The 25,221-nt window shown below is 69.1% G+C and carries 22 protein-coding genes; 12 read left to right on the top strand and 10 right to left on the bottom strand.

The features are described 5' to 3' along the window. The 7 genes from EV691_RS06125 to pilG form a co-directional block, all read right to left on the bottom strand. On the bottom strand, window positions 1-1,011 hold the full coding sequence (locus EV691_RS06125; RefSeq protein ID WP_131300836.1) for a chemotaxis protein CheB: 1,011 nt from the start codon (window positions 1,009-1,011) through the stop codon (window positions 1-3). Beyond that, window positions 1,008-7,907 (bottom strand): Hpt domain-containing protein, encoded by a 6,900-nt coding sequence (locus tag EV691_RS06120; RefSeq protein ID WP_131300834.1) that lies wholly within the window; start codon window positions 7,905-7,907, stop codon window positions 1,008-1,010. Before EV691_RS06120 ends, EV691_RS06125 begins: the two co-directional genes overlap by 4 nt. Before the next feature lie 21 nt (window positions 7,908-7,928). Next, window positions 7,929-8,798 (bottom strand): CheR family methyltransferase, encoded by an 870-nt coding sequence (locus tag EV691_RS06115; protein WP_377802449.1) that lies wholly within the window; start codon window positions 8,796-8,798, stop codon window positions 7,929-7,931. A gap of 79 nt (window positions 8,799-8,877) precedes the next feature. Beyond that, window positions 8,878-10,926 (bottom strand): methyl-accepting chemotaxis protein, encoded by a 2,049-nt coding sequence (locus EV691_RS06110; RefSeq protein WP_131300832.1) that lies wholly within the window; start codon window positions 10,924-10,926, stop codon window positions 8,878-8,880. Between the two features lie 184 nt (window positions 10,927-11,110). Continuing rightward, window positions 11,111-11,653 carry a chemotaxis protein CheW gene (locus tag EV691_RS06105; RefSeq protein WP_131300830.1) on the bottom strand — a complete coding sequence of 181 codons (543 nt, stop codon included), beginning with the start codon at window positions 11,651-11,653 and terminating at the stop codon, window positions 11,111-11,113. A 51-nt stretch (window positions 11,654-11,704) separates the two neighbouring features. After that, on the bottom strand, window positions 11,705-12,070 hold the full coding sequence (pilH, locus tag EV691_RS06100) for a twitching motility response regulator PilH (RefSeq protein ID WP_039806737.1): 366 nt from the start codon (window positions 12,068-12,070) through the stop codon (window positions 11,705-11,707). 46 nt (window positions 12,071-12,116) lie between these two features. Beyond that, entirely contained in the window at window positions 12,117-12,524 is a 408-nt protein-coding gene (gene pilG, locus EV691_RS06095; protein ID WP_039808301.1) for a twitching motility response regulator PilG, read from the bottom strand. Window positions 12,525-12,756: 232 nt separating this feature from the next. On the opposite strand from pilG, the gene gshB reads away from it, so the two are divergent. The 7 genes from gshB to EV691_RS06060 all read left to right on the top strand — a co-directional run bounded on the left by gshB (window position 12,757) and on the right by EV691_RS06060 (window position 18,644). Continuing rightward, window positions 12,757-13,713 (top strand): glutathione synthase, encoded by a 957-nt coding sequence (gshB, locus tag EV691_RS06090; protein ID WP_131300828.1) that lies wholly within the window; start codon window positions 12,757-12,759, stop codon window positions 13,711-13,713. A gap of 99 nt (window positions 13,714-13,812) precedes the next feature. Further along, on the top strand, window positions 13,813-14,706 hold the full coding sequence (locus EV691_RS06085; protein WP_131300826.1) for an energy transducer TonB: 894 nt from the start codon (window positions 13,813-13,815) through the stop codon (window positions 14,704-14,706). 86 nt (window positions 14,707-14,792) lie between these two features. Continuing rightward, window positions 14,793-15,359 carry a YqgE/AlgH family protein gene (locus EV691_RS06080; RefSeq protein WP_377802447.1) on the top strand — a complete coding sequence of 189 codons (567 nt, stop codon included), beginning with the start codon at window positions 14,793-14,795 and terminating at the stop codon, window positions 15,357-15,359. Next, window positions 15,356-15,784, top strand: a complete 429-nt coding sequence (ruvX, locus tag EV691_RS06075) for a Holliday junction resolvase RuvX (RefSeq protein WP_131300820.1) — start codon at window positions 15,356-15,358, stop codon at window positions 15,782-15,784. Before EV691_RS06080 ends, ruvX begins: the two co-directional genes overlap by 4 nt. Before the next feature lie 44 nt (window positions 15,785-15,828). Continuing rightward, window positions 15,829-16,338: a bifunctional pyr operon transcriptional regulator/uracil phosphoribosyltransferase PyrR gene (gene pyrR / locus EV691_RS06070; protein WP_131300818.1), complete on the top strand. Its 510-nt coding sequence runs from the start codon at window positions 15,829-15,831 to the stop codon at window positions 16,336-16,338. Between the two features lie 18 nt (window positions 16,339-16,356). Further along, window positions 16,357-17,373 (top strand): aspartate carbamoyltransferase catalytic subunit, encoded by a 1,017-nt coding sequence (locus EV691_RS06065; RefSeq protein ID WP_131300816.1) that lies wholly within the window; start codon window positions 16,357-16,359, stop codon window positions 17,371-17,373. Further along, window positions 17,373-18,644 (top strand): dihydroorotase, encoded by a 1,272-nt coding sequence (locus tag EV691_RS06060; protein ID WP_131300814.1) that lies wholly within the window; start codon window positions 17,373-17,375, stop codon window positions 18,642-18,644. The genes EV691_RS06065 and EV691_RS06060 overlap by 1 nt, the downstream gene beginning before the upstream one ends. Window positions 18,645-18,710: 66 nt before the next feature. On the opposite strand, the gene EV691_RS06055 is transcribed toward EV691_RS06060, so the two are convergent. The 3 genes from EV691_RS06055 to EV691_RS06045 form a co-directional block, all read right to left on the bottom strand. Then, on the bottom strand, window positions 18,711-19,112 hold the full coding sequence (locus tag EV691_RS06055; protein ID WP_131300812.1) for an NINE protein: 402 nt from the start codon (window positions 19,110-19,112) through the stop codon (window positions 18,711-18,713). 81 nt (window positions 19,113-19,193) lie between these two features. Beyond that, window positions 19,194-20,339: a PilT/PilU family type 4a pilus ATPase gene (locus EV691_RS06050; RefSeq protein WP_039806759.1), complete on the bottom strand. Its 1,146-nt coding sequence runs from the start codon at window positions 20,337-20,339 to the stop codon at window positions 19,194-19,196. A gap of 43 nt (window positions 20,340-20,382) precedes the next feature. Then, on the bottom strand, window positions 20,383-21,417 hold the full coding sequence (locus EV691_RS06045; RefSeq protein ID WP_131300810.1) for a type IV pilus twitching motility protein PilT: 1,035 nt from the start codon (window positions 21,415-21,417) through the stop codon (window positions 20,383-20,385). Between the two features lie 71 nt (window positions 21,418-21,488). Between EV691_RS06045 and EV691_RS06040 the strand changes: the two genes are divergently transcribed. The 5 genes from EV691_RS06040 to metX all read left to right on the top strand — a co-directional run bounded on the left by EV691_RS06040 (window position 21,489) and on the right by metX (window position 25,216). Beyond that, a complete protein-coding gene (locus EV691_RS06040; RefSeq protein ID WP_131300808.1) occupies window positions 21,489-22,181 on the top strand; it encodes a YggS family pyridoxal phosphate-dependent enzyme in 693 nt (230 codons plus the stop codon). A 17-nt stretch (window positions 22,182-22,198) separates the two neighbouring features. Next, the gene (gene proC, locus EV691_RS06035) at window positions 22,199-23,017 is read left to right on the top strand and encodes a pyrroline-5-carboxylate reductase (protein WP_131300807.1); all 819 of its coding nucleotides are present in this window, start codon (window positions 22,199-22,201) and stop codon (window positions 23,015-23,017) included. Window positions 23,018-23,029: 12 nt separating this feature from the next. Then, window positions 23,030-23,623, top strand: coding sequence for a YggT family protein (locus tag EV691_RS06030; RefSeq protein WP_039806769.1), 594 nt, complete (start codon window positions 23,030-23,032; stop codon window positions 23,621-23,623). Continuing rightward, on the top strand, window positions 23,623-23,922 hold the full coding sequence (locus EV691_RS06025) for a DUF167 domain-containing protein (protein ID WP_131300805.1): 300 nt from the start codon (window positions 23,623-23,625) through the stop codon (window positions 23,920-23,922). The genes EV691_RS06030 and EV691_RS06025 overlap by 1 nt, the downstream gene beginning before the upstream one ends. Before the next feature lie 154 nt (window positions 23,923-24,076). Beyond that, window positions 24,077-25,216, top strand: a complete 1,140-nt coding sequence (gene metX / locus EV691_RS06020; protein ID WP_131300898.1) for a homoserine O-succinyltransferase MetX — start codon at window positions 24,077-24,079, stop codon at window positions 25,214-25,216. The last annotated feature ends 5 nt before the right edge of the window (window positions 25,217-25,221 follow it).

Here is a 25,221-nt window from a genome sequence, read left to right as displayed (position 1 = left end):
TCATTCGGCGCACTCCTCGGCCAGTCGCTGCACCAGAGCTTCGGCGAGCTCCCGCGGCGTACCGCTGAACTGGCTGTAGCCACCTTCGCGCAGGCTGTCCGGCATGCTCGAACAGGCGCAGCTGCTGGCCCGCTGTGTCCAGACCTCCCCGCCCTGCCGGCGCAGGTAGGCGGCGGCCGCGGTGCCATCGCTGCCCATGCCGCTGAAGGCGATCACCCCGCAGCGCGGGCCGAACTGCCGGGCCAGGTTGAGCATCATCTGGTCGATCGACGGGCTGTAGGGTTCTGGCCAGGGACGCGCGGCGATCGACAGCGCGCCATCCTCGGCGAACCCCAGCTCGTGGCGGATCGGCGCCACCACCACCTCGCCGCAGCTCAGCCGCTCGCCGTGGCGGACGGGGATGACCTGCCACTGGCTGTGGCGGCCGACCGCCCTGGGCAGGGCCGACTCGAAGGAGGGGTCGATGTGCTGGGCGTAGACGAAGGCGACCGGCAGGCCGCCGGGCAGCGCATCGAGGAACGCCTTGACCGCTTCCGGGCCGCCCAGCGAGGCCGCCAGCAGCCAGACCTGACAGGGCGGCTGTCCGGCCGCCAGCGGACTCTCGCGCAGCGTCGCCGGCAGCGGCAGCCGGCTCGGCCGCTGCCCCTCGTCGAGCAGCGCCGCGAGGGTCGGCCCGACCGCCTCGGCCGGGTCGCGCACCAGTCGCTTGAGCTTGCCGATCAGCCGCCGCTCCCAGCGCGGATAGTGTTCCGAATGGCGCTCCGGCGCCTGTCCCTGGCCGAACAGCACCGGCACCCGACTGCTCTCGAGCAGTTCGTCGAGCAGCGGCGCGTCTTCCAGCTGGGTCAGATCGACCAGCCAGAGATCCGCCGCACAGGACGCCAGGCTCTCTTCGTCAAGGCGTGTCGGGTCGCTGTTGAGCACCACCTCGTAGCCGTTGCCGGCCAGCGCCTGCTGCAGCACATGGCGCTGCAGCGAGGTGTCGGCAATCACCGCGATGCGCGCGCTCATCGTGCTTCAGGCTCCCCGGCCAGCCGGCGGATGGTTTCCAGCAGGAGCGCCTCCTGATAGGGCTTGCCGAGGTATTCGTCGACGCCCAGGCCGAGCGCCCGGTCGCGATGCTTCTCCCCGGTACGCGAGGTGATCATGATGATCGGCAGGTCCTTGAGACGCTCATCGTGGCGTACCCGGGTCGCCACCTCGAAGCCGTCCATGCGCGGCATCTCGATATCCAGCAGCATGACGTCCGGGCGCCGCTCCTGCAGCTGGGCGAGGGCATCGACCCCGTCCTTGGCGGTCATGCAGTCCATGCCATGGCGCTCCAGCAGGCGGCCGGTGACCTTGCGCACGGTGACCGAATCGTCCACCACCATCACCAGCAGCGGCCGCTCCTTCTCGGCCTCGGCAGACGCCTCGGACAGGATCGGCACACTCGGCTGCAGGCTGGCCAGACGCTCGCGCAGGGTCGCCAGCAGGTCGAGAATCACCACCACCCGGCCGTCGCCGAGGATGGTCGCGCCGGAGATCCCCGGCACCACGGCGAACTGCGGACCGAGGCTCTTCACCACGATCTCGCGGGAACCGGCCAGGCCGTCCACCTGCACCGCCACCGCCTGCTCGCTGGAGCGCAGCAGGATCACCGGCAGCGGCATGTGCTGGCCGGCCAGCCTGGGCTGCTGGCCGTTGTCCAGCAGCTCGCCGAGATAGCGCAGCTCATAGCGCTTGCCGGCGTACTCGAGGCCCGCCTGGTCCTTCTGGCCGCCGGCACGCCGCGCATAGAGCGCCTCCAGCTCGCGGGGCGCTACCCGCACGATGCCCTCGATGGTGTTCAGCGGCACCGCATAGAGGTCCTCGCCGGCGAGCACCATCAGCGCGCGGTTGATCGACACGGTGAACGGCAGGCGGATCAGGAAGCGGGTTCCGGCGCCCGGGGTCGACTCGATGCTCATCGAGCCGCCGAGCTGCTTGACCTCCGAGTGCACCACGTCCATGCCGACGCCACGTCCGGAAATCTGCGTGACCCGGTCCGCCGTGGAGAAGCCCGCCTCGAGGATGAACTGCAGCACCTCGTGGTCGGACAGTTGCGCGTCGGGCTTCATCAGGCCGCGCTCGACGGCCTTGCGGCGCACCGCATCGAGGCGGATGCCGCCGCCGTCGTCGGCCAGGGTGAGCAGGATGTCGCCGCCCTCGCGCAGCAGCTCCAGGCGGATGGTGCCCTGCTCCGGCTTGCCGGCGGCGCGACGCACCTCGGCCGGCTCGATGCCGTGGTCGATGGCGTTGCGCAGCATGTGCTCCAGCGGCGCGACGATGCGCTCCAGCACGCTGCGGTCCATTTCCCCCTCGGCGTTGCCGACGCTGAACTCCACCGGCTTGCCCAGCTCGCCGGCGACCTGCCGGACCACCCGGCGCAGGCGCGGCAGCAGGCGCTCGAAGGGCACCATGCGGGTGCGCATCAGGCCTTCCTGCAGTTCGGTGTTGACCCGCGCCTGCTGCAGCAGCAGGGTCTCGGCATCGCGGCTGCGCGCCGCCAGGGTTTCCTTGAGATCGAGCAGGTCGGAGGCCGATTCGAACAGCGCGCGCGACAGTTGCTGCAGCTGCGAGTGGCGGTCCATCTCCAGCGGATCGAAGTCCTCGTAGCCGGCCCGCTCGGCCTCGGCCTGGTAGCGGCTGAGGATCTGCGCCTGGGTCTCGGTGTCGAGCCGGCGCAGCTGGTCGCGCACCCGCTCGATGGTCGACTCCATCTCGGCCAGGGTGAAACCGATGTCGCTCACCTGCTGCTCGACCCGACCGCGGAAGATCGAGGTTTCCCCGGCCAGGTTGACCAGGCTCTCGAGCAGCTCCGCCGGAACCCGGACCATCTCCTGCGGAGCGCGCTGGGCGGCGGCTTCCCGCGCAGCCTCGGCGGCCCGCTGCACGAACGGCAGGGCCTTGCTCGCGGTGGCGCCGGTGGCAACCTCGCTGGCGGCGAGCAGCGGGCCGCCCGGCAAGGTCAACGGCGCCGCAGCGGCCGGCACGGGTTTCGCGGGCGGTGCCGCGACGGCCTCGGGCTGCGCTTCGGCAATCTCCGGCATGAGCGGCTGCGGCGCGGCAGCGGACGCCGGTTCGGCCTGGACCGCGGTAGCGGCGGCTTCCGGCTCCCGGATGCCGGCGCACCAGTCGCGAATCGCCGCGATCAGCGCCTCGCCGTCCTGCAGCGGACGCCGCTCGCGCAGCGCCTCGAGCATCACGGCGAGGCGGTCATGGCAGGCCTGCAGCAGTCCGGCGAGGGCCGGACCGGCTTCCAGCCGGCCATTGCCGAGCCCTTCGTAGAGGAACTCCAGTTCGTGGGCGAGATCGCCGATCTCGCCAATCCCGGCCATCCGCGCGCCGCCCTTGAGGGTATGCAGGTCGCGCTGCAGGGCTTCCAGGGCGATGCGGTCGGCGGCCTCGGCCAGCCAGCGCTGCAGGGCTGCGCCGGCGCTCTCGAGGATGTCGAAGCCCTCTTCGAGGAAGATCTCCACCAGCTCGGGATCGCACTCCGGCGCGAGGAGGGCCTGGACCGGTCCCGGCTCCGCAACGCCCCCGAGCGGCGCGTCCTGCCCCGTGGAGAAGTCGAGCAGCGGCCTGTCGAACGGCGGCACGTCCGCCGCAAGGTCGAAGGATTCGGCGAACGACAGCGCCTCGCCGAACGCCTCGAGGGCGACCGGCTCCAGCACCCCGGCGCGCACGCCACGGGCCTCGGGAGTGAGCGCCGCAGCTTGCCGGCGCCAGCCCTGCAGGGCCTGCACCAGATCCTGCGGATCGCCCAGCGGCAGCCTGGCCTGCAGTTGCTCGACGAGCTGCGCCAGCCGGTCGTGACTGCGCTCGAGCAGTGCGCCGAGGCCGGCCAGATCCGGACGGGCCTGTTCCAGCAGGTCCTCGTAGAGGTCTTCCAGCTCATGGGCGAGATCGGCGATCGGCGCGATGCCGGCCATCCGCGCACCGCCCTTGAGGGTATGCAGGTCGCGCAGCAGGGCGGTCAGCGCCAGACTGTCCTCCGGCTGGCGCAGCCAGCGCTGCAGCGTCCGGGCGGAGCTTTCCAGCAGATCGAGCGCCTCCTCGAGGAACAGCGCGGCGAGCTCGTCGTCCACCTCGCCGTCGCCCGGCAGGATCCCGGGCGTCACCGCAGCCGCTGCGAGCACTGCCGGGGCCGGCTCCGCGACCTCCGGCGGCAGCGCGGACGGCTGCGCGGCAAGCGGCTCGGGCTGCCCAGGCGCAGGCTCGGCGATGGACGGCTCAGCCGGCTCCAGCGCGGGCGGTTCCGGCGCGGCGAGCTCCAGCGGCTGAAGCGCCGGGATGACGGCCCCGCTCTCCGGCACGGCAACCGCCAGCTCGGGCGTCTCGACCGGCAGGACCTCGAGCGGCTCCGCGATAGCCGGCTCGGGCTGCGCGGGCGTCGGTTCGGCGAGTTCCGCGGCAGCTTCGGATGCATCCAACTCGGCAAGATCCAGCTCGTACAGCGCCGGGATGGAAGCTTCGCTCTCCGGCATGGCAGCCGCCAGCTCGGGCGTCTCGACCGGCAGGACCTCAAGCAGCTCCGCGATAGCCGGCTCGGGCTGCGCGGGCGTCGGTTCGGCGAGTTCCGGCTCGGACTTGGGCAGGTCGGCCGCGGAGCGCTCCGCGTCGCCCTCCTCCAGCGCCAGCGGCTGCGACGCTGCCGTCTCGTCGAGCAGGGCCTGCAGGGCGGCCACCCGCTCGGGCTGCGGGGTCACTTCCAGGGCGGCGGCGACCTGATCGAGCATGCCGATCAAGGCCTCGTGGGCGGCCTCGGCCTCATCGAAGAAGCGCTCGCCGAGGCTCAGGTGGCCGGCCTGCACGGCACCGTACAGGGCCAGCAGGGCCTGGCAGAGCGCGTCGATCTGGACCAATTCGGCCTGCCGTGCGCCGGCGCCGAGGGCCTCCAGCTCGCCGAGCAGCGCGGCGAGTTCCGGCGGCTGGGCCGGCTGGGCCCGCCAGTGGCGCAGCAGATCCTCGGCATCCAGCAGGGTGTCCATGTCCTCGGCGAGGAAGCGGCCGATCTGCCGGGGATCGCGCACGTTGCCGCTGTCGTCCTGCCAACCCTCCTTGGCCGCCTCGAGGCGTTCCTGGTGCAGCCGCCTGACTTCGGCGAGAAACGCCACGCTGCCGTCGATGGGCGCCAGCGGCCGGCTGTCGAGCTGCTCCAGACCTCGCCGCAGCAGCTGTGCGGCGCGCTGCAGCAGTTCGACCTCGGCCAGATCGATGAGAATCAGATTGGTCTTGTATTCCTTGACCAGCCGCTCCAGCGGCATGGCGATCTCCGCGATCGGCAGGAGGCCGGCCATGTGCGCGCTGCCCTTGAGGGTGTGCAGGGCGCGCTGCAGGTCGTCGGTGACGCCTTGCGGCAGCTCCCGGGCGCAGGCGGCGAGGAAGCGGTCGAGGGTCTGCAGGTGAATGGCCGCCTCGTTGCGGAAGATTTCCAGCAGCTGCGCGTCGAGCTCGTCGCCAGCCTCATCGGCCGATGGCGGCAGCACGGCAGGCTCGGCCCCGGCGGGCACGGCCGGCTCCTCGCCGAGGGCCAGGGCATGGGCGGAGGCCGCCAGGAGATCGACATCGTCGCGCTGGCGCTGCGCCTTGGCGGCGAACTCCTCGACCAGCGCCGGCATCAGCGCCAGCACCTCGGCCACCACCTGCCGCACCGCAGCGCCCGGCTGGATGCTGCGGTCGAGCACGCGGTTGAGCAGGTTCTCGATGGACCAGGCCAGCTCGCCGATGATCAGCGCCCGCACCATGCGCCCGCTGCCCTTGAGGGTGTGGAAGGCGCGGCGGACCTCGACCAGCGCCTCCTTGTCGGCAGTGTCGGCGCACCATCGCGGGAAATATTCGCCGAGGGTTTCCAGCACCTCGCCGGCTTCCTCGATGAACACTTCCAGCAGGTCCTCGTCCACCAGCGCCTCGTCGGCCGGCGGCGGCAGCAGGCTCGGCGGCACCTCGGCGGCCGGCGGATTGATCGCCTGCACGGGGGCGGCTAGGACCTCGGCCAGACTCGCTTGCGCCTCGGTCTCTTCGGCCGGCGCCGGGACCTGCGCGTCTCCGGCCGGCGGCAGGAAACCGGCTGCAGGCGGGGCGGCCGGCACAGGCGTTTCCGGCGCCACGCCGGCAGGCTCGACCAGCGGCGGGGCCGGGAGATCGGCCGGGACGGCGACGCGGGCGGGTGCCGCGGTGTCGCGGTCGAGGATCGAGGGCTTTTCCGCCAGCGGATAGCCGAGGCTGGCCAAGCTTTCCTCGGCCACGTCGAGCAGCCGCTCGCTGGCGCTGCCGTGGTCCTCGCTCAGGCGCTCGAGGTAGTACTCGATGCCGGTGATGGCATCGGCCAGGGTATCCAGGCTCTGCCAGTCGGGCACCACCCGGCCGACCAGCAACTGCTCCTGGATATAGCGGTTGCAGCCGTCGATCAGTGCACTCGCGCGGGCCAGGGGAATCATCGACAGTCCGCCGCGGACCTGGGTCAGCAGCAGCGGCACGCGCTGCAGATGTTCGTGGTTCCACTGCGAGGCGATGAACTCGATGATCGCGTCCTTGGCCTGCTCCAGGCCGGTGCGCGCCTCCTTGATCACCATCTGGTGGATCTGCGCCACGTCGGTGGTCGGCAGCAGGCTCTCCTCGCGGCTGCGCTCCTCGGCCGTGCCGACCATCCCGGCGAGGGTCGCCTCGACGTACAGCAGCGCCCCGGCGACATCCATCAGCACGGCGTCGTCCGGTGTCCACTGGCCACGGGCCAGGCCGCGGATCGCCTCGAGCTGGTCGACGACGATCTTGCGCGGCTGGCCGAAACCGAGCACCCCGAGGGTATCGCCGACCTGCTTGAGCGGCGGCAGCAGCGACTCCAGCTCGGCGAGCTGGCGGCGATCGCTGCGCACGAAGAGATCGAGGCTGTCCTTGACCCGCACCAGCTCCTCGCAGAGAGCAGCGACCACCGAGCGCATCGCGTCGCGGTCCGGGCCGGCCAGGCGCGCGCGCTCCTCATCGACCACGCCGCTGTCGGGCAGCAGCTCGTCAAGCCGGTAGCGCGCTTTCAGCGCCTGCAGACGAGCACCGCCGACCGGGGCCTTGGCGGCGTAGAACAACAGGCCTCTGAGCAGCTCCTCCGGCGCCGGCTGGTTGATGCCGTCGACGCCCTGCTCCACCAGCCGTTTCAGCTCCTTCTCGACCTGGCGCAGCAGATCGCGCAACGCGCCGCCAAGGCTCACGCTGCCGTCGCCCAGGCCCTCGACCAGCGCGGCGGCGATTTCCCACAGGGGACCGAGCGGCGCGTTGCGGCACAGGCTTTCCAGACGGGCGAAGACCTTCGCCAGGTAGCCCAGATTGGTGGCCACATCCTGGTCACGGATGACCCCGACCAGCGCCAGCTGCAGCATCTGCCGCAGCTTGCGCAGCAGGACCGCGGTTTCCGGGGTGCGCAGCGCGGCCAAGGCCGTCTCCGACAGCGGCGCCGGGCCGCCGAGATCCGGCGCGAACAGGCTGTTTTCCGAGAGCAGGCCTTCGCCGCGGGCGACGCGCAGGTCGTTGAGCAGCGGCAGCACCACCAGCGGCAGGTCGCGGCGCGCCGCCTGGATCCGCTCGAGGTAGACCGGCAGTTGCAGGATCGCCTGCATCAGCACTTCCAGCGCCTCGCCGCGGTTGCCCGTGCGGTCGTCCAGCATGGCCTGGGCGAGCTGCTCCATCTCCTCGGCGAGCAGTGCCGCGCCATAGAACTCGACCATCTGCAGGGTACCCTGCACCTGGTGGATATAGGCCAGGCAGAAGCGTATCCGCGACAGATCCTGCGGGCTCTCGACAAAGGCTTCCAGGGCATGCCGGGCCTGTTTCAGGGTCTCCGCGATCTCGCCCTTGACCCATTCCAGGGCGACATAATCGTGCCGATCACCCATAGCGACTCCAGTCAACGTGAACTACCCCCTGCGGGTGAAGGCCAGTGCCCGAGGGTCGGCCACCGGCACCAGGTCCGGATGCTGCCAACCGCCCACCTCGCCCACTCCCACCACCAGGAGACCGCCCGGTGCCAGCCGCTCGGCCAGCCGGTTGAGGATCTCGCGGCGGCGCCAGCGACGAAAGTAGATCAGCAGGTTCTGGCAGAAAATGACGTCCATGCCGGACATCGGCGCCTTGGCCAGGTCCAGCACGTTGAGCCGGGTGCCGCACACGCGCGACGCCAGCCCCGGCAGGATCCTGTAGCGCCCGTCCGGCTGGGCGATGAAATAACGCTCGCGCAGCGCCGCCTCCAGGCGCGCCAGCTTGGCCGCCGGATAAAGCCCGCGGCCCAGCTTCTCCAGGGCGCTGCGGCTGATGTCGGTGGCCGTGACGCCGAAGCGCTCGGCCGGCGCCGCGATCTCGCTGCCCAGGACCTCCATGGCGGTGATGGCCAGCGAGTAGGGCTCCTCACCCGTGGAGCAGCCGACGCTCCAGAAGGCCCAGGGGCGCTGTACCCCCTCCTCGGCCAGACGAGCGCGCAGATAGCGCTCGAGCAGTGCGAACGAGGGGGCGTGGCGGAAGAAGCAGGTTTCCTGGACGGTCAGGCGGTCCAGCAGCTGCAGCCACTCCAGCGCGCCGCGCGGCCCGTCGACGACCCGCCGGTAGTAGCTGGCGTAATCGCTCAGGCCCAGCTCGCCCATGCGGGCGCTCAGGCCGATCTGCAGGAAGCGCCGGCGCTGCTCGTCGAGCACCAGGCCGCAGCGTTGCTCGAGCAGGCGCTGCCAGTCATGGAACTCGGCCGCGGACAACTCCGCCGAGGGTTTCATCGCCCAGGCGTTTCCTGGCTGTATAGCCCGAATCTCGTTCATGCGCACCCGGCGGCCCACGTGGGGCCACCGCCTCTTTGTCGGTCCGGAGCCGGTTGGCGGCTCAGAGCGTGTCTGCGGTTTCCGGTAGGGTGAAACCGGATACCGACTTGCGCATCTCGCTGGCCAGCTTGGCCAGGTTGCCGATGCTCATGGCGGTGGCGCTGGTACCGGCGGAGGTCTGCGAGGTGATCTCCTGGATCACGAACATGGTGTTGGAGATGTGGCCGGCCGAGGAGGCCTGCTGGCGCGCCGCGTTGGAAATGTTCTGGATCAGTGCGGCGAGGGTCTTGGACACCTTCTCGATCTCTTCCAGGGCGACCCCGGCGTCCTGCGCCAGGCGGGCACCGCGGACCACCTCGGTGGTGGTCTGCTCCATGGAGATCACCGCCTCGTTGGTATCGGTCTGGATGGTCTTCACCAGCGCCTCGATCTGCTTGGTCGCCGCCGAGGAGCGTTCGGCGAGGCGCTGCACCTCGTCGGCCACCACCGCGAAGCCGCGGCCCGCATCGCCGGCCATGGCCGCCTGGATCGCGGCGTTCAGGGCGAGGATGTTGGTCTGGTCGGCGATGTCGTTGATCAGGCTGACGATGTCGCCGATCTCCTGGGACGACTCGCCGAGGCGCTTGATCCGCTTGGAGGTATCCTGGATCTGCTCGCGGATGTTGTCCATGCCGGTGATGGTGTTGTGCACCACCTCGTTGCCCTTGTTGGCGATGGCCACGGAGCGCTCCGCCACCGCCGAGGACTCCGCGGCGTTCGCCGATACCTGGTCGATGGAGACCGCCATCTCGTTGACCGCCGCCGAGGCACCGGCGATTTCCTGGGCCTGATGCTCGGAGGCCTCGGCCAGGTGCATCGCGGTCGCCTGGGTTTCCTGGGCGGAGCCCGCCACCTGCTGGGCCGTCTGGTTGATGGTCGCCACCAGATCGCGCAGCTGGTCGATGGAGTAGTTGATGGAGTCGGCGATGGCGCCGGTGAAGTCCTCGGTCACGGTCGCCGCCACGGTCAGGTCGCCGTCGGCGAGGTCGGCGATCTCGTCGAGCAGCCGCAGGATCGCGGCCTGGTTGCGCTCGTTCTTCTCCGCGGTCTCCATCAGGCGCTGGCGGGTACCCTGCACCATGACCAGAGCGATCATGACGATGGCCGCCACCATCAGGATGACCAGCACATAGCCGGCCACGGAGGTCAGCTCGCGCTCGTCGGCCAGGCCTTCCAGGCTGAGGGCCAGGGTCTTGGACTTGTCCAGCAGGGTCTGTGCAACGGCGAAGACGGCATCGAGCGACTCATGCACCTGAAGCAGCTCCGGCGAGGCTTCGAGAATCTCGTCCACCGAGCCGGTGACGAACTGGAACAGCTCGGTGATCCCGGCCAGACGCTCGAGCACCTTGGGATCGCTGACCTTGCCGATGCCCCGGGCCGGATTGCCGTGGCGCATACCGTTGAGCACGAGACCGAACTCGCCGGTATCGTTGCTGAAGCGGTTGGCGGCCTCGATCGCGCCCTTGCCACCCTCGAGCACCATCTTCACCGCGGCGAGAATCCGCTCGGCCAGCAGCGCCTGGCGCTGGGCCAGCGCCACCTGGGAGGCCGGAGCGCCGCTGGCCACCAGGCTCTCGACCACCTTCTCGAATTCGTCCTGCAGCTGCGGCACGGTCTCGGTCAGGGTCGCCGCCACCGTATGCATGGACAGGATGGCCTTCTGGCTGGCGAGAATGGCGGCACTGTTGGTTTTCAGGGTATCCCAGTCGGCCTGTACCGCATCCATCGTCTCCTGCACCGAGAAGGGCGCCGGCGGCAGACCGGCTTCCTCGTCGCCATTCTTCAGGACGCTCCAGCGCTGCTCGAAGTCCATGCTGGACTCCTTGAGCAGGGCGAAGGCCGGCCCGTTGCCTGCAGCCGCCTCACCGGCATTGGTGGCGATGCGCTGGGACAGGACGCGCAATTCGCCGGCGTGGGCGATGTATTGTTGGTCGTTGACCGCCTGGGTGTTGAGGTAGGTGAAGATGGCGAACAGCAGAATGATGGAAACGATCAGGATCACGAAGAACCCGGCCAGCCATGCACTGCTGCGCAGGGTCGCCCATAAAGAGTCCGTGTTGTGTTTTTGCATGCTCCCCCCTGTCTTACCCTGCAGAACGACGGTCCCCTGTACCGCCGATGAGCCGGCCAGCGGCCGACCCGACATTAAGTGGCGCCCGCCAGGAGCGCCATTGAAGGCAAGGTTGCGCACCCTGCCGCCCGGGATCCCGTCCAGACGGGTCCCGGTTTGTTCGGAAACGGACGGGGCGTTCGGCTCAGTGCCGGGACGCCACATCGAGAAAGCCGGCATCCCGTGCCAGCGCGTGCGGACTGAACACCAGCCAGGGCTGCGCGCACTGGAACACGCCGAGAATGAATGGCTGGATCGCCGCCTCCAGGGGCGGCAGCCGCTCGGCAAAGGTTTCCACCGGAAAGTGCTGCAGGCCGAAGACCTCGTCGACGATCAGTCCGGCGAACACCTCCTGGCAATCCACCACCAGTACCCGCCGCTGCTTGCGCTGGGCTGCCGCCTCGCGGCCGAAGAACTCGCACAGGTCCATGATCGGCAGCAGGCGCCCGCGCACGTTGGCCACCCCCCGGACCCAGCTCTTCACCCCGGGCAGCGGGGTGTAGCGCGGCTCGTGCAGCACCTCGCTCACCTCGCCCATGGAGGCGATGAACAGCCGCTCGCCCATGCGGAAACCGATGCCGCTCCAGGTCTGGGTCGTCTCCTGCTGGGCAGGCAGCACGGCAGCCAGCAAACGGCAACGCCGATCGATCTCGAGCAGGAGTTGGAAGGGCGTTTCTGCAGGCGACATCCGGACTGTGCCTTTATGCGTATGCGCAGTGGCGGGAGCGGTGGGCAGGCATCAGCCGACCAGCACAGCGTTCAGGGTTTTCAGCAGGGTGTTCTCCTCCACCGGCTTGGTCAGGTAGTCGCGGGCGCCCTGACGCTTGCCCCAGACCCGGTCGGTTTCCTGGTCCTTGGTGGTGACGATGATCACCGGGATATGGCTGGTTTCGTCATCCTTGGTCAGCTGGCGGGTCGCCTGGAAGCCGTTCAGCCCCGGCATGACGATATCCATCAGCACGGCGTCCGGCTTCTCCTGACGGGCCAGGGCCACGCCGTCGGCACCGTTTTCCGCCTTGAGCACGCTGTGCCCGTGCTTCTCGAGCATGGCGGCCAGCTTGTACATCTCGGTCGGCGAATCATCGACAATCAGAATTCGAGCCATGGATTTCCCCATACGGAATAAGGCGGCGCGGCCCTATGGCCGGCGCTCAGGATGCTTGCTCTACCGGGACGAAATCGGGCACATGGGCCCTGATCGCGCCCAGCAGCTCTTCTTTGCTGAAGGGCTTGGTCAGATATTGGTCGGAGCCGACAATGCGTCCCTTGGCCTTGTCGAACAGACCGTCCTTGGAGGACAGCATGATCACCGGCGTGGACTTGAATGCGCTGTTGTTCTTGATCAAGGCACAGGTCTGATAGCCGTCCAGTCGCGGCATCATGATATCGACGAAGATGATCCGCGGATGGCCATCGGCGATCTTGGCCAGGGCATCGAAGCCGTCCACGGCGGTGATGACCTCGCACCCCACCTTCTTCAGCAGAGTTTCCGCAGTGCGACGAATCGTCTTGGAATCGTCGATCACCATGACCTTCAAACCGTCGGAATGCTGTTCCATATTCGCCTTACCGGGCTCCGCCGAGCCGTTGACCACAGGTTGCTCCCAGGCCATCTGGGACTTGCCGGCGAAGGACCACCCCATCGCCGGGACGTTTTAGCACACTCGCTCCGCATCCAAACGTGCACTCGCTCAAGGTTTTCTTGACCGAGCGCCGGGCCGACGCCACTCTGGGCCCCTCTTTTTTGCATCCCGGCCGGCATTCCGGCCGCCTTTCCCCGGAGGACACCCCATGAGCATTCGCCTCGGGATCGTCATGGACCCCATCGCGCAGATCTCCTTCAAGAAGGACAGCTCGCTGGCCATGCTGCAGAGCGCACAGGCGCGCGGCTGGTCGCTGCACTACATGGAGCCGCAGGATCTCTACCAGCGCGGCAGCGAGGCCCGCGCGCGGATGCGTCCCCTCAAGGTGTTCGACGACCCGGCGCACTGGTTCGAACTGGAGGAGGAGAACGATGCGCCGCTCGCCGACCTGGACGTGCTGCTGATGCGCAAGGACCCGCCCTTCAACAGCGAATACGTGTATGCCACCTACCTGCTCGAACTCGCCGAAAAGGCCGGCTGCCTGGTGGTCAACCGCCCGCAGAGCCTGCGCGACTGCAACGAGAAGTTCTTCGCCACCCAGTTCCCGCAGTTCACGCCGCCGACCCTGGTGAGCCGCCGCGCCGACATTCTGCGCGAGTTCGCCGCCGAGCACGGTGATGTCATTCTCAAACCACTGGACGAGATGGGCGGGGCCTCGGTGTTCCGCCACCGCCAGGGCGACCCCAACCTGTCGGTGATGCTGGAAGTACTGACCGAGCACGGCACCCGGCAGATCATGGCGCAGCGCTATCTGCCGGCGATCAAGGACGGCGACAAGCGCATCCTGATGGTCGACGGCGAACCCGTCCCCTATTGCCTGGCGCGCATTCCGGCCCCCGGCGAGACGCGCGGCAACCTCGCCGCCGGCGGCCGCGGGGTGGCCCAGCCGCTGACCGAGCGCGACCGCGAGATCGCCGCCCAGGTGGGCCCGGAGCTGCGCCGGCGCGGCCTGCTGTTCGTCGGCCTCGACGTGATCGGCGAGCACCTGACGGAAATCAACGTCACCAGCCCGACCTGCATCCGCGAGATCGACAACGCCTACGACACGCGCATCGGCGAACGTCTGATGGACGTGATCGCGCAAAGGCTGGCGGCCAGGAGCTGAACCGCCGACCGCCGGGGCGACGAAGCTGCCGCCTGGTTCATAGACTTTTCGCCGCCCTCTCGGCAGACTGCGCGGCAATCCGTAGCCAGCCGAAGAGCCATGACCGCAGCCTCTCCTCCGCCCGTACCCGCCCGCCCCGGCGTCCGTCCCGCGGATCGCCTGGGCCTGACCCTGGTCCTTGCCGCGCTGCTGCACCTGGCCCTGATCCTCGGTCTCGGCTTCGGGCTGCCGAAACCCGCCGAGGTCAGCAAGACCCTGGAAATCACCCTGTCCACCTTCAAGAGCGAGGAAAAGCCCAAGGAGGCCGACTTCCTCGCCCAGGACAACCAGCAGGGCAGCGGCACCCTGGAACACCAGGCGAAACCCAAGACCACCGAGACCGCGCCCTTCCAGGACACCGAGATCAACCAGGTCACCCCGCCGCCCGCCGCACCGCCGGCAGCCCCCAGGCAGGAACCGAAGGCCGCGGTGGCGACGCACAAGCCGCAGCCGGAAAAGACGCCGGTCAAGCGCGAGCCGGCCAAGCCGGCCCCGCCCGCGCCGACGACGCCGACCTTCGACAGCGCCCAGCTGTCCAACGAGATCGCCAGCCTGGAGGCCGAGCTGGCCAATGAAGTCCAACGCTATGCCAAGCGCCCGCGGATCCACCGCCTCAACGCGGCCTCGACCATGCGCGACAAGGGCGCCTGGTACAAGGACGAATGGCGCCGCAAGGTCGAAAGGATCGGCAACCTCAACTACCCCGAGGATGCCCGTCGCCAGCACCTCTACGGCAGCCTGCGCCTGCTGGTGTCGATCAACCGCGACGGCACCCTCCACGAAGTGCTGGTCCTGGAATCCTCCGGCGAGCCCATTCTGGACCAGGCGGCGCAGCGCATCGTCCGGCTGGCCGCCCCCTACGCCCCGTTCACCGGCGACCTGGCCGACATCGACCGCCTGGAAATCATCCGCACCTGGCGTTTCGAGCGCGGCGACCGGCTGTCGAGCAACTGACGCCGGCCCGACCGTGCAGACTCGCCGCGCCACCCTGTGCCACTCTTGAAGCCTGCGCCCCGAAGCTTGAAACTAGGCCGATGAAGATGAACACAGCCCCCCAGTATCTGAAGAATCATTTCCTGATCGCCATGCCGCACATGGCCGATCCCAATTTCGCACAGGCCCTCGTCTACCTGGTCGACCACAACGAGCAGGGCGCCATGGGCCTGGTGGTCAACCGCCCGAGCGAGCTCGACCTGGGCCAGGTGCTCGCCCAGCTGAGCCCGGACAGCCCGACGCTCGAAGCGCGCCGCGGCCTGCCGATCTACACCGGCGGCCCGGTACAGACCGACCGCGGTTTCGTCCTGCATGCGCCCGGCTACCGCTTCCAGGCCACCCTGGAACTGGACGGGCTGGCGCTGTCCACTTCCCAGGACACGCTGCTGGCGATCGCCGACGGCAGCGGCCCGGCGCGCTGCCTGATCGCCCTCGGCTACGCCGGCTGGGACGCCGGCCAGCTGGAGGCCGAGCTGCTGCAGAACACCTGGCTGACCTGTCCGGCCGATCCCGCGATCCTCTTCGACACCCCGGCCGAACAGCGCCTGCCCGCCGCCGCCGCCCACCTGGGCATCAACCTCGCCCTGCTGACCTCCCAGGCCGGCCACGCATGAGCGGGCCGCGCCTGCTGCTCGGCTTCGACTACGGCACCCGGCAGATCGGCGTCGCCGTCGGCCAGGCGATCACCGGCCAGGCCCGCGAACTCTGCGTGCTCAAGGCGCAGAACGGCGTGCCCGACTGGAACCAGATCGAGAAATTGATCCGCGAGTGGCAGCCGGACGCCATCATCGTCGGCCTGCCGCTGAACATGGACGGCACGCCGAGCGAGATGAGCGCGCGCGCCGAACGCTTCGCCCGCCGCCTGCACGGCCGCTTCGACCTGCCGGTGCATACCCACGACGAGCGTCTGACCACCTTCGAAGCCAAGGGCCACCGCCTGGCCCAGGGCCAGCGCGACGGCTATCGCCAGCGCCCGGTGGATGCCCTGGCTGCCGCCCTGTTACTGGAAGGCTGGCTGGCGAAACGCCCGGCCGGCTGAAACCGCGGCGCCGCGACCTGCGGCGCACCCAAGGAGACCATCCCATGACCCTGCCCGATCCCGCCGTGCTGCTGCCCAGGATGGCCACCGAGCTGACACGCCACCTGCAGACCCACCGCATCGACACGCCGCGCTTCATCGGCATCCATACCGGCGGCGTCTGGATTGCCCAGGCGCTGCTGGCGGCCCTCGGCCGCGAGGAGCCGCTGGGCGTGCTCGACGTGTCCTTCTACCGCGACGACTTCACCCAGAGCGGCCTGCACCCGCAGGTACGCCCCTCCGCGCTGCCCTTCGAGATCGAGGGCCAGCACCTGGTGCTGGTCGACGACGTGCTGATGACCGGCCGCACCGTGCGCGCCGCCCTCAACGAACTGTTCGACTACGGCCGCCCGGCCAGCGTGACCCTGGTCTGCCTGCTCGACCTCGACGCCCGCGAGCTGCCGATCCGTCCGGACGTGGTCGGCCAGACCCTGTCGCTCGCCCCCGACGAACGGGTAAAATTGCTCGGCCCCGCACCGCTCGCCCTCGAGCGCCAGGCCCTTGCCTCCGCCTAACCCAAGAGTCCCTTCGCGATGACGCCGAACGACGCCAAGCGCCCGCTGCAGCTCAACGACCAGGGCCAGCTGCGCCACTTCCTCTCGCTCGACGGCCTGTCCCGCGAGCTGCTGACCGAAATCCTCGACACCGCCGACTCCTTCCTCGAGGTCGGCACCCGCGCCGTGAAGAAGGTCCCGCTGCTGCGCGGCAAGACCGTCTGCAACGTGTTCTTCGAGAACTCCACGCGCACCCGCACCACCTTCGAGATGGCCGCCCAGCGACTGTCCGCCGACGTGATCACGCTCAACGTGTCGACCTCCTCGACCAGCAAGGGCGAGACCCTGTTCGACACCCTGCGCAACCTCGAGGCGATGGCCGCCGACATGTTCGTCATCCGCCATGCCGACTCCGGCGCCGCGCACTTCATCGCCGAGCACGTCTGCCCCGACGTGGCGGTGATCAACGGCGGCGACGGCCGGCATGCCCACCCGACCCAGGGCATGCTCGACATGCTGACCATCCGCCGCCACAAGGGCGGCTTCGAGAACCTCTCGGTGGCCATCGTCGGCGACATCCTGCACTCGCGGGTGGCGCGCTCCGACATGCTCGCCCTGCGCACCCTCGGCTGCCCGGACATCCGCGTGATCGGCCCGAAGACCCTGCTGCCGACGGGCCTCGACCAGTACGGCGTGCGCGTCTTCCACGACCTGGCCGAAGGCCTCCGGGACGTCGACGTGGTGATCATGCTGCGCCTGCAGCGCGAGCGCATGCAGGGCGGCTTGCTGCCCAGCCAGGGCGAGTTCTACCGGCTCTACGGGCTGAACACCACGCGCCTGGCGCTGGCCAGGCCGGACGCCATCGTCATGCACCCGGGACCGATCAACCGTGGCGTGGAGATCGAGTCGGCGGTGGCCGACGGCGCCCAGTCGGTGATCCTCAACCAGGTCACCTACGGCATCGCCGTGCGCATGGCGGTGCTGTCCATGGCCATGAGTGGGCAGACCGCGCAGCGCCAGCTCACTTCCGAATCCACCTCCGAGGAGCAGATCTGATGCGTACCCGTATCCTCGGCGCCCGTGTCATCGACCCGGCCAGCGGTCTGGACCAGGTCGCCGACCTCTACCTGGCCGACGGCAGGATCGCCGCCATCGGCCAGGCGCCGGCCGCCTTCGAAGCCGAGCAGACCCTCGATGCCCACGGCCTGATCGCCGCGCCCGGCCTGGTCGACCTGTCGGCCGCCCTGCGCGAGCCCGGCTACAGCCGCAAGGGCAGCATCGCCAGCGAAACCCGCGCCGCCGCCGCCGGCGGCGTCACCAGCCTGTGCTGCCCGCCGCTGACCAAGCCGGTGCTGGACACCCCGGCGGTAGTCGAGCTGATCCTCGACCGCGCCCGCGAAGCCGGCCACGCCAAGGTCTTCCCGGTCGGCGCGCTGACCCGGGAACTGGCCGGCGAGCAGCTGGCCGAACTGGTCGCCCTGCGCGACACCGGCTGCGTCGCCTTCGGCAACGGCCTGGCCAGCTTCGCCAGCCACCGCAACCTGCGCCGCGCCCTGGAATACGCCACCACCTTCGACCTGACCGTGGTGTTCCACTCCCAGGACGCCGCCCTCGCCGAGGGCGGCCTCGCCCACGAAGGGCCGATGGCCAGCTTCCTGGGACTGGCGGGCATTCCGGAAACGGCGGAAACCGTGGCCCTGGCCCGCGACCTGCTGCTGGTCGAGCAGGCCGGCGTGCGCGCCCACTTCAGCCAGCTCTCCAGCGCTCGCGGCGCGCAGATGATCGCCGAAGCCCAGGCCCGCGGCCTGCCGGTGAGCGCCGACGTGGCGCTGTACCAGCTGATCCTCACCGACGAAGCGCTGGCCGACTTCTCCAGCCTCTACCACGTGCAGCCGCCGCTGCGTTCGCGCGCCGACCGCGACGGCCTGCGCGAGGCGGTCAGGAACGGCACCATCCAGGCCATCGCCAGCCACCACCAGCCCCACGAGCCGGATGCCAAGCTGGCCCCGTTCGGCGCCACCGAGCCCGGAATCAGCAGCGTCGAACTGCTGCTGCCGCTGGCCCTGAGCCTGGTCCAGGAAGGCGTGCTCGACCTGCCGACCCTGCTCGCCCGCCTCACCCACGGCCCGGCCCAGGCCCTGCGCCTGCCAGCCGGGAGCCTCGCGGCCGGCGCCCCGGCCGACCTGGTGCTGTTCGACCCGGAGGCCGCCACCCTGGCCGGCGAGCACTGGCTGTCCAAGGGCCGCAACTGCCCGTTCATCGGCCACGTCCTGCCCGGCGCGGTGCGCTACACCCTGCTCGACGGGCGGATCAGCTACCAGGCCTGAGGCTGCCTGCGCAGCGCCCGCACGACGACGAGGCCCGCCAACCGGCGGGCCTCGTCTTTGTGGGGATCAATAGCTCCGTTGGGCGTTGCGCAGGGATACCTGCTCGTTCAGCGTCCAGAAGTCGTAGAGCACGCCGATCAGGAACAGGCCACCGGTCAGCAGGTAGAGCAGGCCGGTCAGCCACTTGCCCAGGTACATGCGGTGCACGCCGAAGACGCCGAGGAAGGTCAGCAGCAGCCAGGCGATGTTGTAGTCGGTGGAGCCGGCATGAAAGCGCAGGTCCGCCTCGCGGTCCATCGACGGGATCAGGAACAGGTCGATCAGCCAGCCGATGCCGAGCAGGCCGAGGGTGAAGAACCAGATCGTCCCGGTCAGCGGACGGCCGTAGTAGAAGCGGTGCGCGCCGAGAAAGCCGAAGATCCACAGCAGGTAGCCGATGAGCTTGCTGTGGGTGTCCTGAAGCTGCATGACGAATCTCCCGAAAGACATTCAGGATGGGCGAAGGCGGCCGCGACGGCAAGGACCCTGCCCTGCGGCAGCTCCGGCCCTTCAGCGCATGCGCCGGCCGGTGTCCTCCTCGCTGGCCTGCAGGCTGAGCCCGTCGGCCACGCTCTCCAGGTGCCGGCTGTCGGTCTCCGACTCCAGCTTGATCATCAGGCGCAGGTCGTTGGCCGAGTCGGCGTGGCGCAGGGCTTCCTCGTAGGTGATCTCGCCCTGGCTGTAGAGCTGGTACAGCGCCTGGTCGAAGGTCTGCATGCCCTGTTCGGTGGAGCGCTTCATCACCGCCTTGAGCTCGTGGACCTCGCCCTTGCGGATCAGGTCGGCGACCAGCGGGGTATTGATCAGCACCTCGATCACCGCCCGGCGCCCCTTGCCGTCCGGCGTCGGGATCAGCTGCTGGGCGACGATGGCGCGCAGGTTCAGCGACAGGTCCATCCACACCTGGTGGTGACGGTCGGCGGGGAAGAAGTTGATGATCCGGTCGAGCGCCTGGTTGGCGTTGTTGGCATGCAGGGTGGCCAGGCACAGGTGGCCGGTCTCGGCGAAGGCCACCGCGTAGTCCATGGTTTCGCGGGTGCGGATCTCGCCGACCATGATCACGTCCGGCGCCTGGCGCAGGGTGTTCTTCAGCGCCACCTCGAAGGACTCGGTGTCGATGCCCACCTCGCGCTGGGTGACGATGCAGCCCTGGTGCTGGTGGATGAACTCGATCGGGTCCTCGATGGAGATGATGTGGCCGCTGCTGTTCTGGTTGCGATAGCCGATCATCGCCGCCAGCGAGGTGGACTTGCCGGTGCCGGTGGCGCCGACGAACAGCACCAGGCCGCGCTTGGTCATCGACAGCTCGCGCAGTACCTCGGGCAGCTGGAGCTCATCGAAGGTCGGGATGCGCGTCTCGATGCGCCGCAGCACCATCCCCGCCAGGTTGCGCTGGTAGAAGGCGCTGACCCGGAAGCGGCCGATGCCACGGGCGCTGATGGCGAAGTTGCACTCGTGGCAGGCGGCGAACTCGCGGCGCTGCTGTTCGTTCATCACCGCGAACACGGTTTCCCGGGCCTGCTCCGGCGACAGCGGGTTGCGGGTCACCGGCACCAGGCGCCCGTTGAGCTTCATCGACGGCGGCATGCCCGCGGTGATGAACAGATCGGAAGCGCCCTTCTCCATCATCAGGCGCAGCAGCTTTTCGAATTCCATGGTCGTAATCGCCTGTCGCGCCCGCGCAAGAAGCGGCGCTTACTTAGAAGTTGTCGGGAATCTTCGCCTTCTCGCGGGCGTTCTCGCGGGTGATCGCGCCCCTGGACAGCAGGCTCTTCAGGCACATGTCCAGGGTCTGCATGCCAATCGAGCCGCCGGTCTGGATCGCCGAGTACATCTGCGCCACCTTGTCCTCGCGGATCAGGTTGCGGATCGCCGGGGTGCCGATCATGATCTCGTGGGCCGCCACCCGGCCGCCGCCGACCTTCTTCAGCAGGGTCTGGGAGATCACCGCCTGCAGCGATTCGGAGAGCATCGAGCGGACCATCGACTTCTCCTCCGCGGGGAACACGTCGACCACCCGGTCGATGGTCTTGGCCGCCGAGGTAGTGTGCAGGGTGCCGAACACCAGGTGACCGGTTTCCGCGGCAGTCAGCGCCAGGCGGATGGTTTCCAGGTCGCGCATCTCGCCGACCAGGATGACGTCCGGGTCCTCGCGCAGCGCCGAACGCAGCGCCCCGGCGAACCCCAGGGTGTCGCGGTGCACCTCGCGCTGGTTGATCAGGCACTTCTTCGATTCGTGGACGAATTCGATCGGGTCCTCGATGGTGAGGATGTGGTGGTGCTTGTTGGCGTTCAGGTAGTCGAGCATGGCCGCCAGGGTGGTCGACTTGCCCGAGCCGGTGGGGCCGGTGACCAGCACCAGGCCGCGCGGCACCTCGGTGATCTTCTTGAACACCTCGCCCATCCCCAGGTCGTCCATGCTCAAAACGCGCGACGGAATGGTCCGGAACACCGCGCCGGCACCGCGGTTCTGGTTGAAGGCGTTGACCCGGAAGCGCGCCACGCCCGGCACCTCGAAGGAGAAGTCGGTTTCGAGGAACTCCTCGTAATCCTTGCGCTGCTTGTCGTTCATGATGTCGTAGATCAGCGCGTGCACCTGCTTGTGATCCATCGGCGGCAGGTTGATCCGGCGCACGTCGCCGTCGACACGGATCATCGGCGGCAGACCGGCGGAGAGGTGCAGGTCCGACGCGCCCTGCTTAGCGCTGAAGGCGAGCAGCTCGGTAATGTCCATGGGGGTCCCCAATCACAAACAAGCGGGTAGAATGCCGCGACAACCGGCGGCCCGGGCAGGAAACGGCACAAATGTCCACGATCCCAGAGAGTGTTGCAAAGGTTCGCGCGCGTATCCGTGAGGCGGCGCAAGCTTCCGGGCGCGATCCGCAGGACGTGCAGCTGCTGGCCGTGAGCAAGACCAAGCCGGCGAACGATTTGCGCGAGGCCTTCGCCTGCGGCCAGCGCGACTTCGGCGAGAACTACCTGCAGGAGGCCCTGGCCAAGCAGGCCGAGCTGGCCGACCTGGCGCTGACCTGGCATTTCATCGGGCCGATCCAGTCCAACAAGACCCGCGCCATCGCCGAGCATTTCGCCTGGGTCCACGCGGTGGACCGGCTGAAGATCGCCCAGCGCCTGTCCGAACAGCGCCCGACCGACCTGCCGCCGCTGAACCTCTGCCTGCAGGTCAACGTCAGCGGCGAGGCGAGCAAGTCCGGCTGCGCGCCCGCGGAACTGGCGGAACTCGCCCGCGCCGTGGCGGAGCTGCCCAACCTGCGCCTGCGCGGACTGATGGCGATTCCCGAACCGACCGACGACCCGACCGCCCAGCGCGCCGCCTTCGCCCGCCTGCGCGAGCTGAAGGACGGCCTCGGCCTCGATCTCGACACCCTCTCCATGGGCATGAGCCACGACCTGGAGGCCGCCATCGCCGAAGGCGCCACCTGGGTGCGCATCGGCACCGCCCTGTTCGGCGCCCGCGACTACGGGCAGCCTTCCCGCTAGATAAAGGAAAGTCCCTCATGAGTGACACCCGCATCGCCTTCATCGGCGCCGGCAACATGGCCGCCAGCCTGATCGGCGGGCTGCGCGCCCAGGGCCTGCCGGCCACCGCGATCCGCGCCAGCGACCCGGGCGCCGAGCGGCGCGCCCTCATCGCCGCCGAGCACGGCATCGAGCTGTTCGCCGACAACGCCGAAGCCGCCGCCGGCGCCGACGTGGTGGTGCTGGCGGTCAAGCCACAGGTGATGAAGGCGGTCTGCCAGGCGCTCGCCATCCACCTGCGTCCGGAACAAGTGATCGTCTCCATCGCCGCCGGCATCACCTGCGCCAGCCTCGAAGCCTGGCTGGGCGAGCGCCCCGTGGTGCGCTGCATGCCGAACACCCCGGCGCTGCTGCGCCAGGGCGTCAGCGGCCTGTTCGCCAACCCCCGGGTGTCCGCGGCCCAGCGCCAGCAGGCCGAACAGCTGCTCGGTGCGGTCGGCCTCGCCCTGTGGCTCGACGAGGAACGTCTGATCGATGCGGTGACCGCCGTCTCCGGCAGCGGCCCGGCCTATTTCTTCCTGCTCATGGAGGCCATGACCGCCGCCGGCGAGCGTCTCGGCCTGCCGCACGAAACCGCCGCGCAGCTGACCCTGCAGACCGCCCTGGGCGCCGCGCGCATGGCCACCGAAAGCGGCGTCGACGCCGCCGAACTGCGCCGCCGGGTGACCTCGCCGAACGGCACCACCGAGGCGGCAATCAACACCTTCCAGGCCGGCGGTTTCGAAGCCCTGGTGCAGCAGGCGCTGGACGCCGCTGCCCGACGCTCCGCCGAACTGGCCGAACAGCTGGGCCGATAAGGAGCCTACCCGATGAATGGAATGAACACTGCGGTCATCTACCTCGTGCAGACCCTCGGCAGCCTCTACCTGCTGATCGTCCTGCTGCGCTTCATCCTCCAGCTGGTGCGCGCCGACTTCTACAACCCCCTCAGCCAATTCGTGGTCAAGGCCACCCAGCCGCTGCTCAAGCCGCTGCGGCGGGTCGTGCCCGGCTTCGGCGGGCTGGACTTCGCCTCCCTGGTGCTGGCCATCCTGGTCCAGCTGGCGCTGATGATCGGCGTCCTGCTGCTGATGGGCTACGGCGTCGGCGGCTATCTGCTGCCGCTGCTGCTCTGGTCGGCGATCGGCGTCACCTCGCTGTTTCTCAAGGTGTTCTTCTTCGCCCTGATCGTCAGCGTGATCCTCTCCTGGGTCGCCCCCAGCAGCTACAACCCGGCCGCGCAGCTGGTCAACCAGATCTGCGAGCCCCTGCTGTCGCCGATCCGCCGTATCCTGCCGAACCTCGGCGGGCTGGACATCTCGCCGATCTTCGCGTTCATCGCGCTGAACCTGGTCGACATGCTGGTGATCAACAACCTCGCCGCCATGAGCGGCATGCCGCGCGCGCTCAGCCCCTTTCTCTGATGAGCTGGTTCCGTTGGGACGGCGAGGACCTGATCCTCGCCTGCCATCTGCAGCCCAAGGCCAGCAAGGACGAATTCGCCGGGCTGCACGGCGAGCGCCTGAAGATCCGCCTCACCGCCCCGCCGGTGGAGGGCAAGGCCAACGCCCATCTGCTGGCCTTCCTCGCCGGCGCCTTCGGCGTGCCGAAGAGCCAGGTGAGCCTGGAAAGCGGCGAGTTGAACCGCCAGAAGCGGGTACGCATCCGCCAGCCGCGGCAGCTTCCCGCGCTGCCCGGCCTCACCCCGCGGCCGGGCGCCTGAGCCGCGGCCGGTGTGGTGTTGCAGCCCTTGCCAAGGGCATGACCCTTGCCGGCAGGCAGCGCCTTGCCCGGGCGACCTTCAGGCGGCAACGCAAGCGTGGAAATAATCGATGACAGGCCCTAGACTGGCGCCTCTTTTTTGCAAGAGCAGGGGCCTGCCATTGGCTTTTCCCGAAGATTCTGTCGGTCTGGTTCGCCCGCAGATGCTGCACTTCAGCGAACCGCTGATGCTCGCCTGCGGACGCAGTCTGAGCGACTACGAACTGGTCTATGAAACCTACGGCGAACTCAACGCGGCACGCAGCAATGCGGTGCTGATCTGTCACGCCCTGTCCGGCCATCACCATGCCGCCGGCTACCACAGCCCCGAGGAGCGCAAGCCCGGCTGGTGGGACAGCTGCATCGGCCCCGGCAAGCCCATCGACACCCGCCGCTTCTTCGTCGTCAGCCTGAACAACCTCGGCGGCTGCAACGGCTCCACCGGCCCCGGCAGCCTCAACCCGGCGACCGCCCGCCCCTACGGCGCGGACTTTCCGGTGGTGACGGTGGAGGACTGGGTGCACAGCCAGGCGCGCCTGGCCGATGCCCTGGGCATCCAGCAGTGGGCCGCGGTGGTCGGCGGCAGCCTCGGCGGCATGCAGGCCCTGCAGTGGACCATCAGCTATCCCGAACGGGTCCGCCACTGCCTGGCGATCGCCTCGGCGCCCAAGCTGTCGGCGCAGAACATCGCCTTCAACGAGGTGGCACGCCAGGCGATCCTCTCCGATCCGGACTTCCACGGCGGGCATTTCCAGGAGCACGGGGTGATCCCCAAGCGCGGCCTGATGCTGGCGCGCATGGTCGGCCACATCACCTACCTGTCGGACGACGCCATGGGCGAGAAATTCGGCCGCGAGCTGAAGACCGACCAGCTCAACTACGACTTCCACAGCGTCGAGTTCCAGGTGGAGAGCTACCTGCGCTACCAGGGCGAGGAGTTCTCCGGGCGCTTCGACGCCAACACCTACCTGCTGATGACCAAGGCGCTGGACTACTTCGACCCCGCCGCCGCCCACGGCGACGACCTGGCCAGGACCCTGGCGGCGGCCCGGGCCGACTTCTGCCTGATGTCCTTCACCACCGACTGGCGCTTCTCGCCGGCCCGCTCGCGGGAGATCGTCGACGCGCTGATCGCCGCCGGCAAGAACGTCAGCTACCTGGAAATCGACGCGCCGCAGGGCCACGACGCCTTCCTGATACCGATTCCCCGCTACCTGCAGGGATTTCGCAGCTACATGAACCGAATCGCGGTATGACACGC

Origin of the sequence: Azotobacter chroococcum (genome assembly GCF_004339665.1) — a bacterium.
Taxonomy (GTDB): domain Bacteria; phylum Pseudomonadota; class Gammaproteobacteria; order Pseudomonadales; family Pseudomonadaceae; genus Azotobacter; species Azotobacter chroococcum.
The sequence above is the reverse complement of the archived record's forward strand: the minus strand, read 5'-3'. Positions and strand labels throughout refer to the sequence as shown.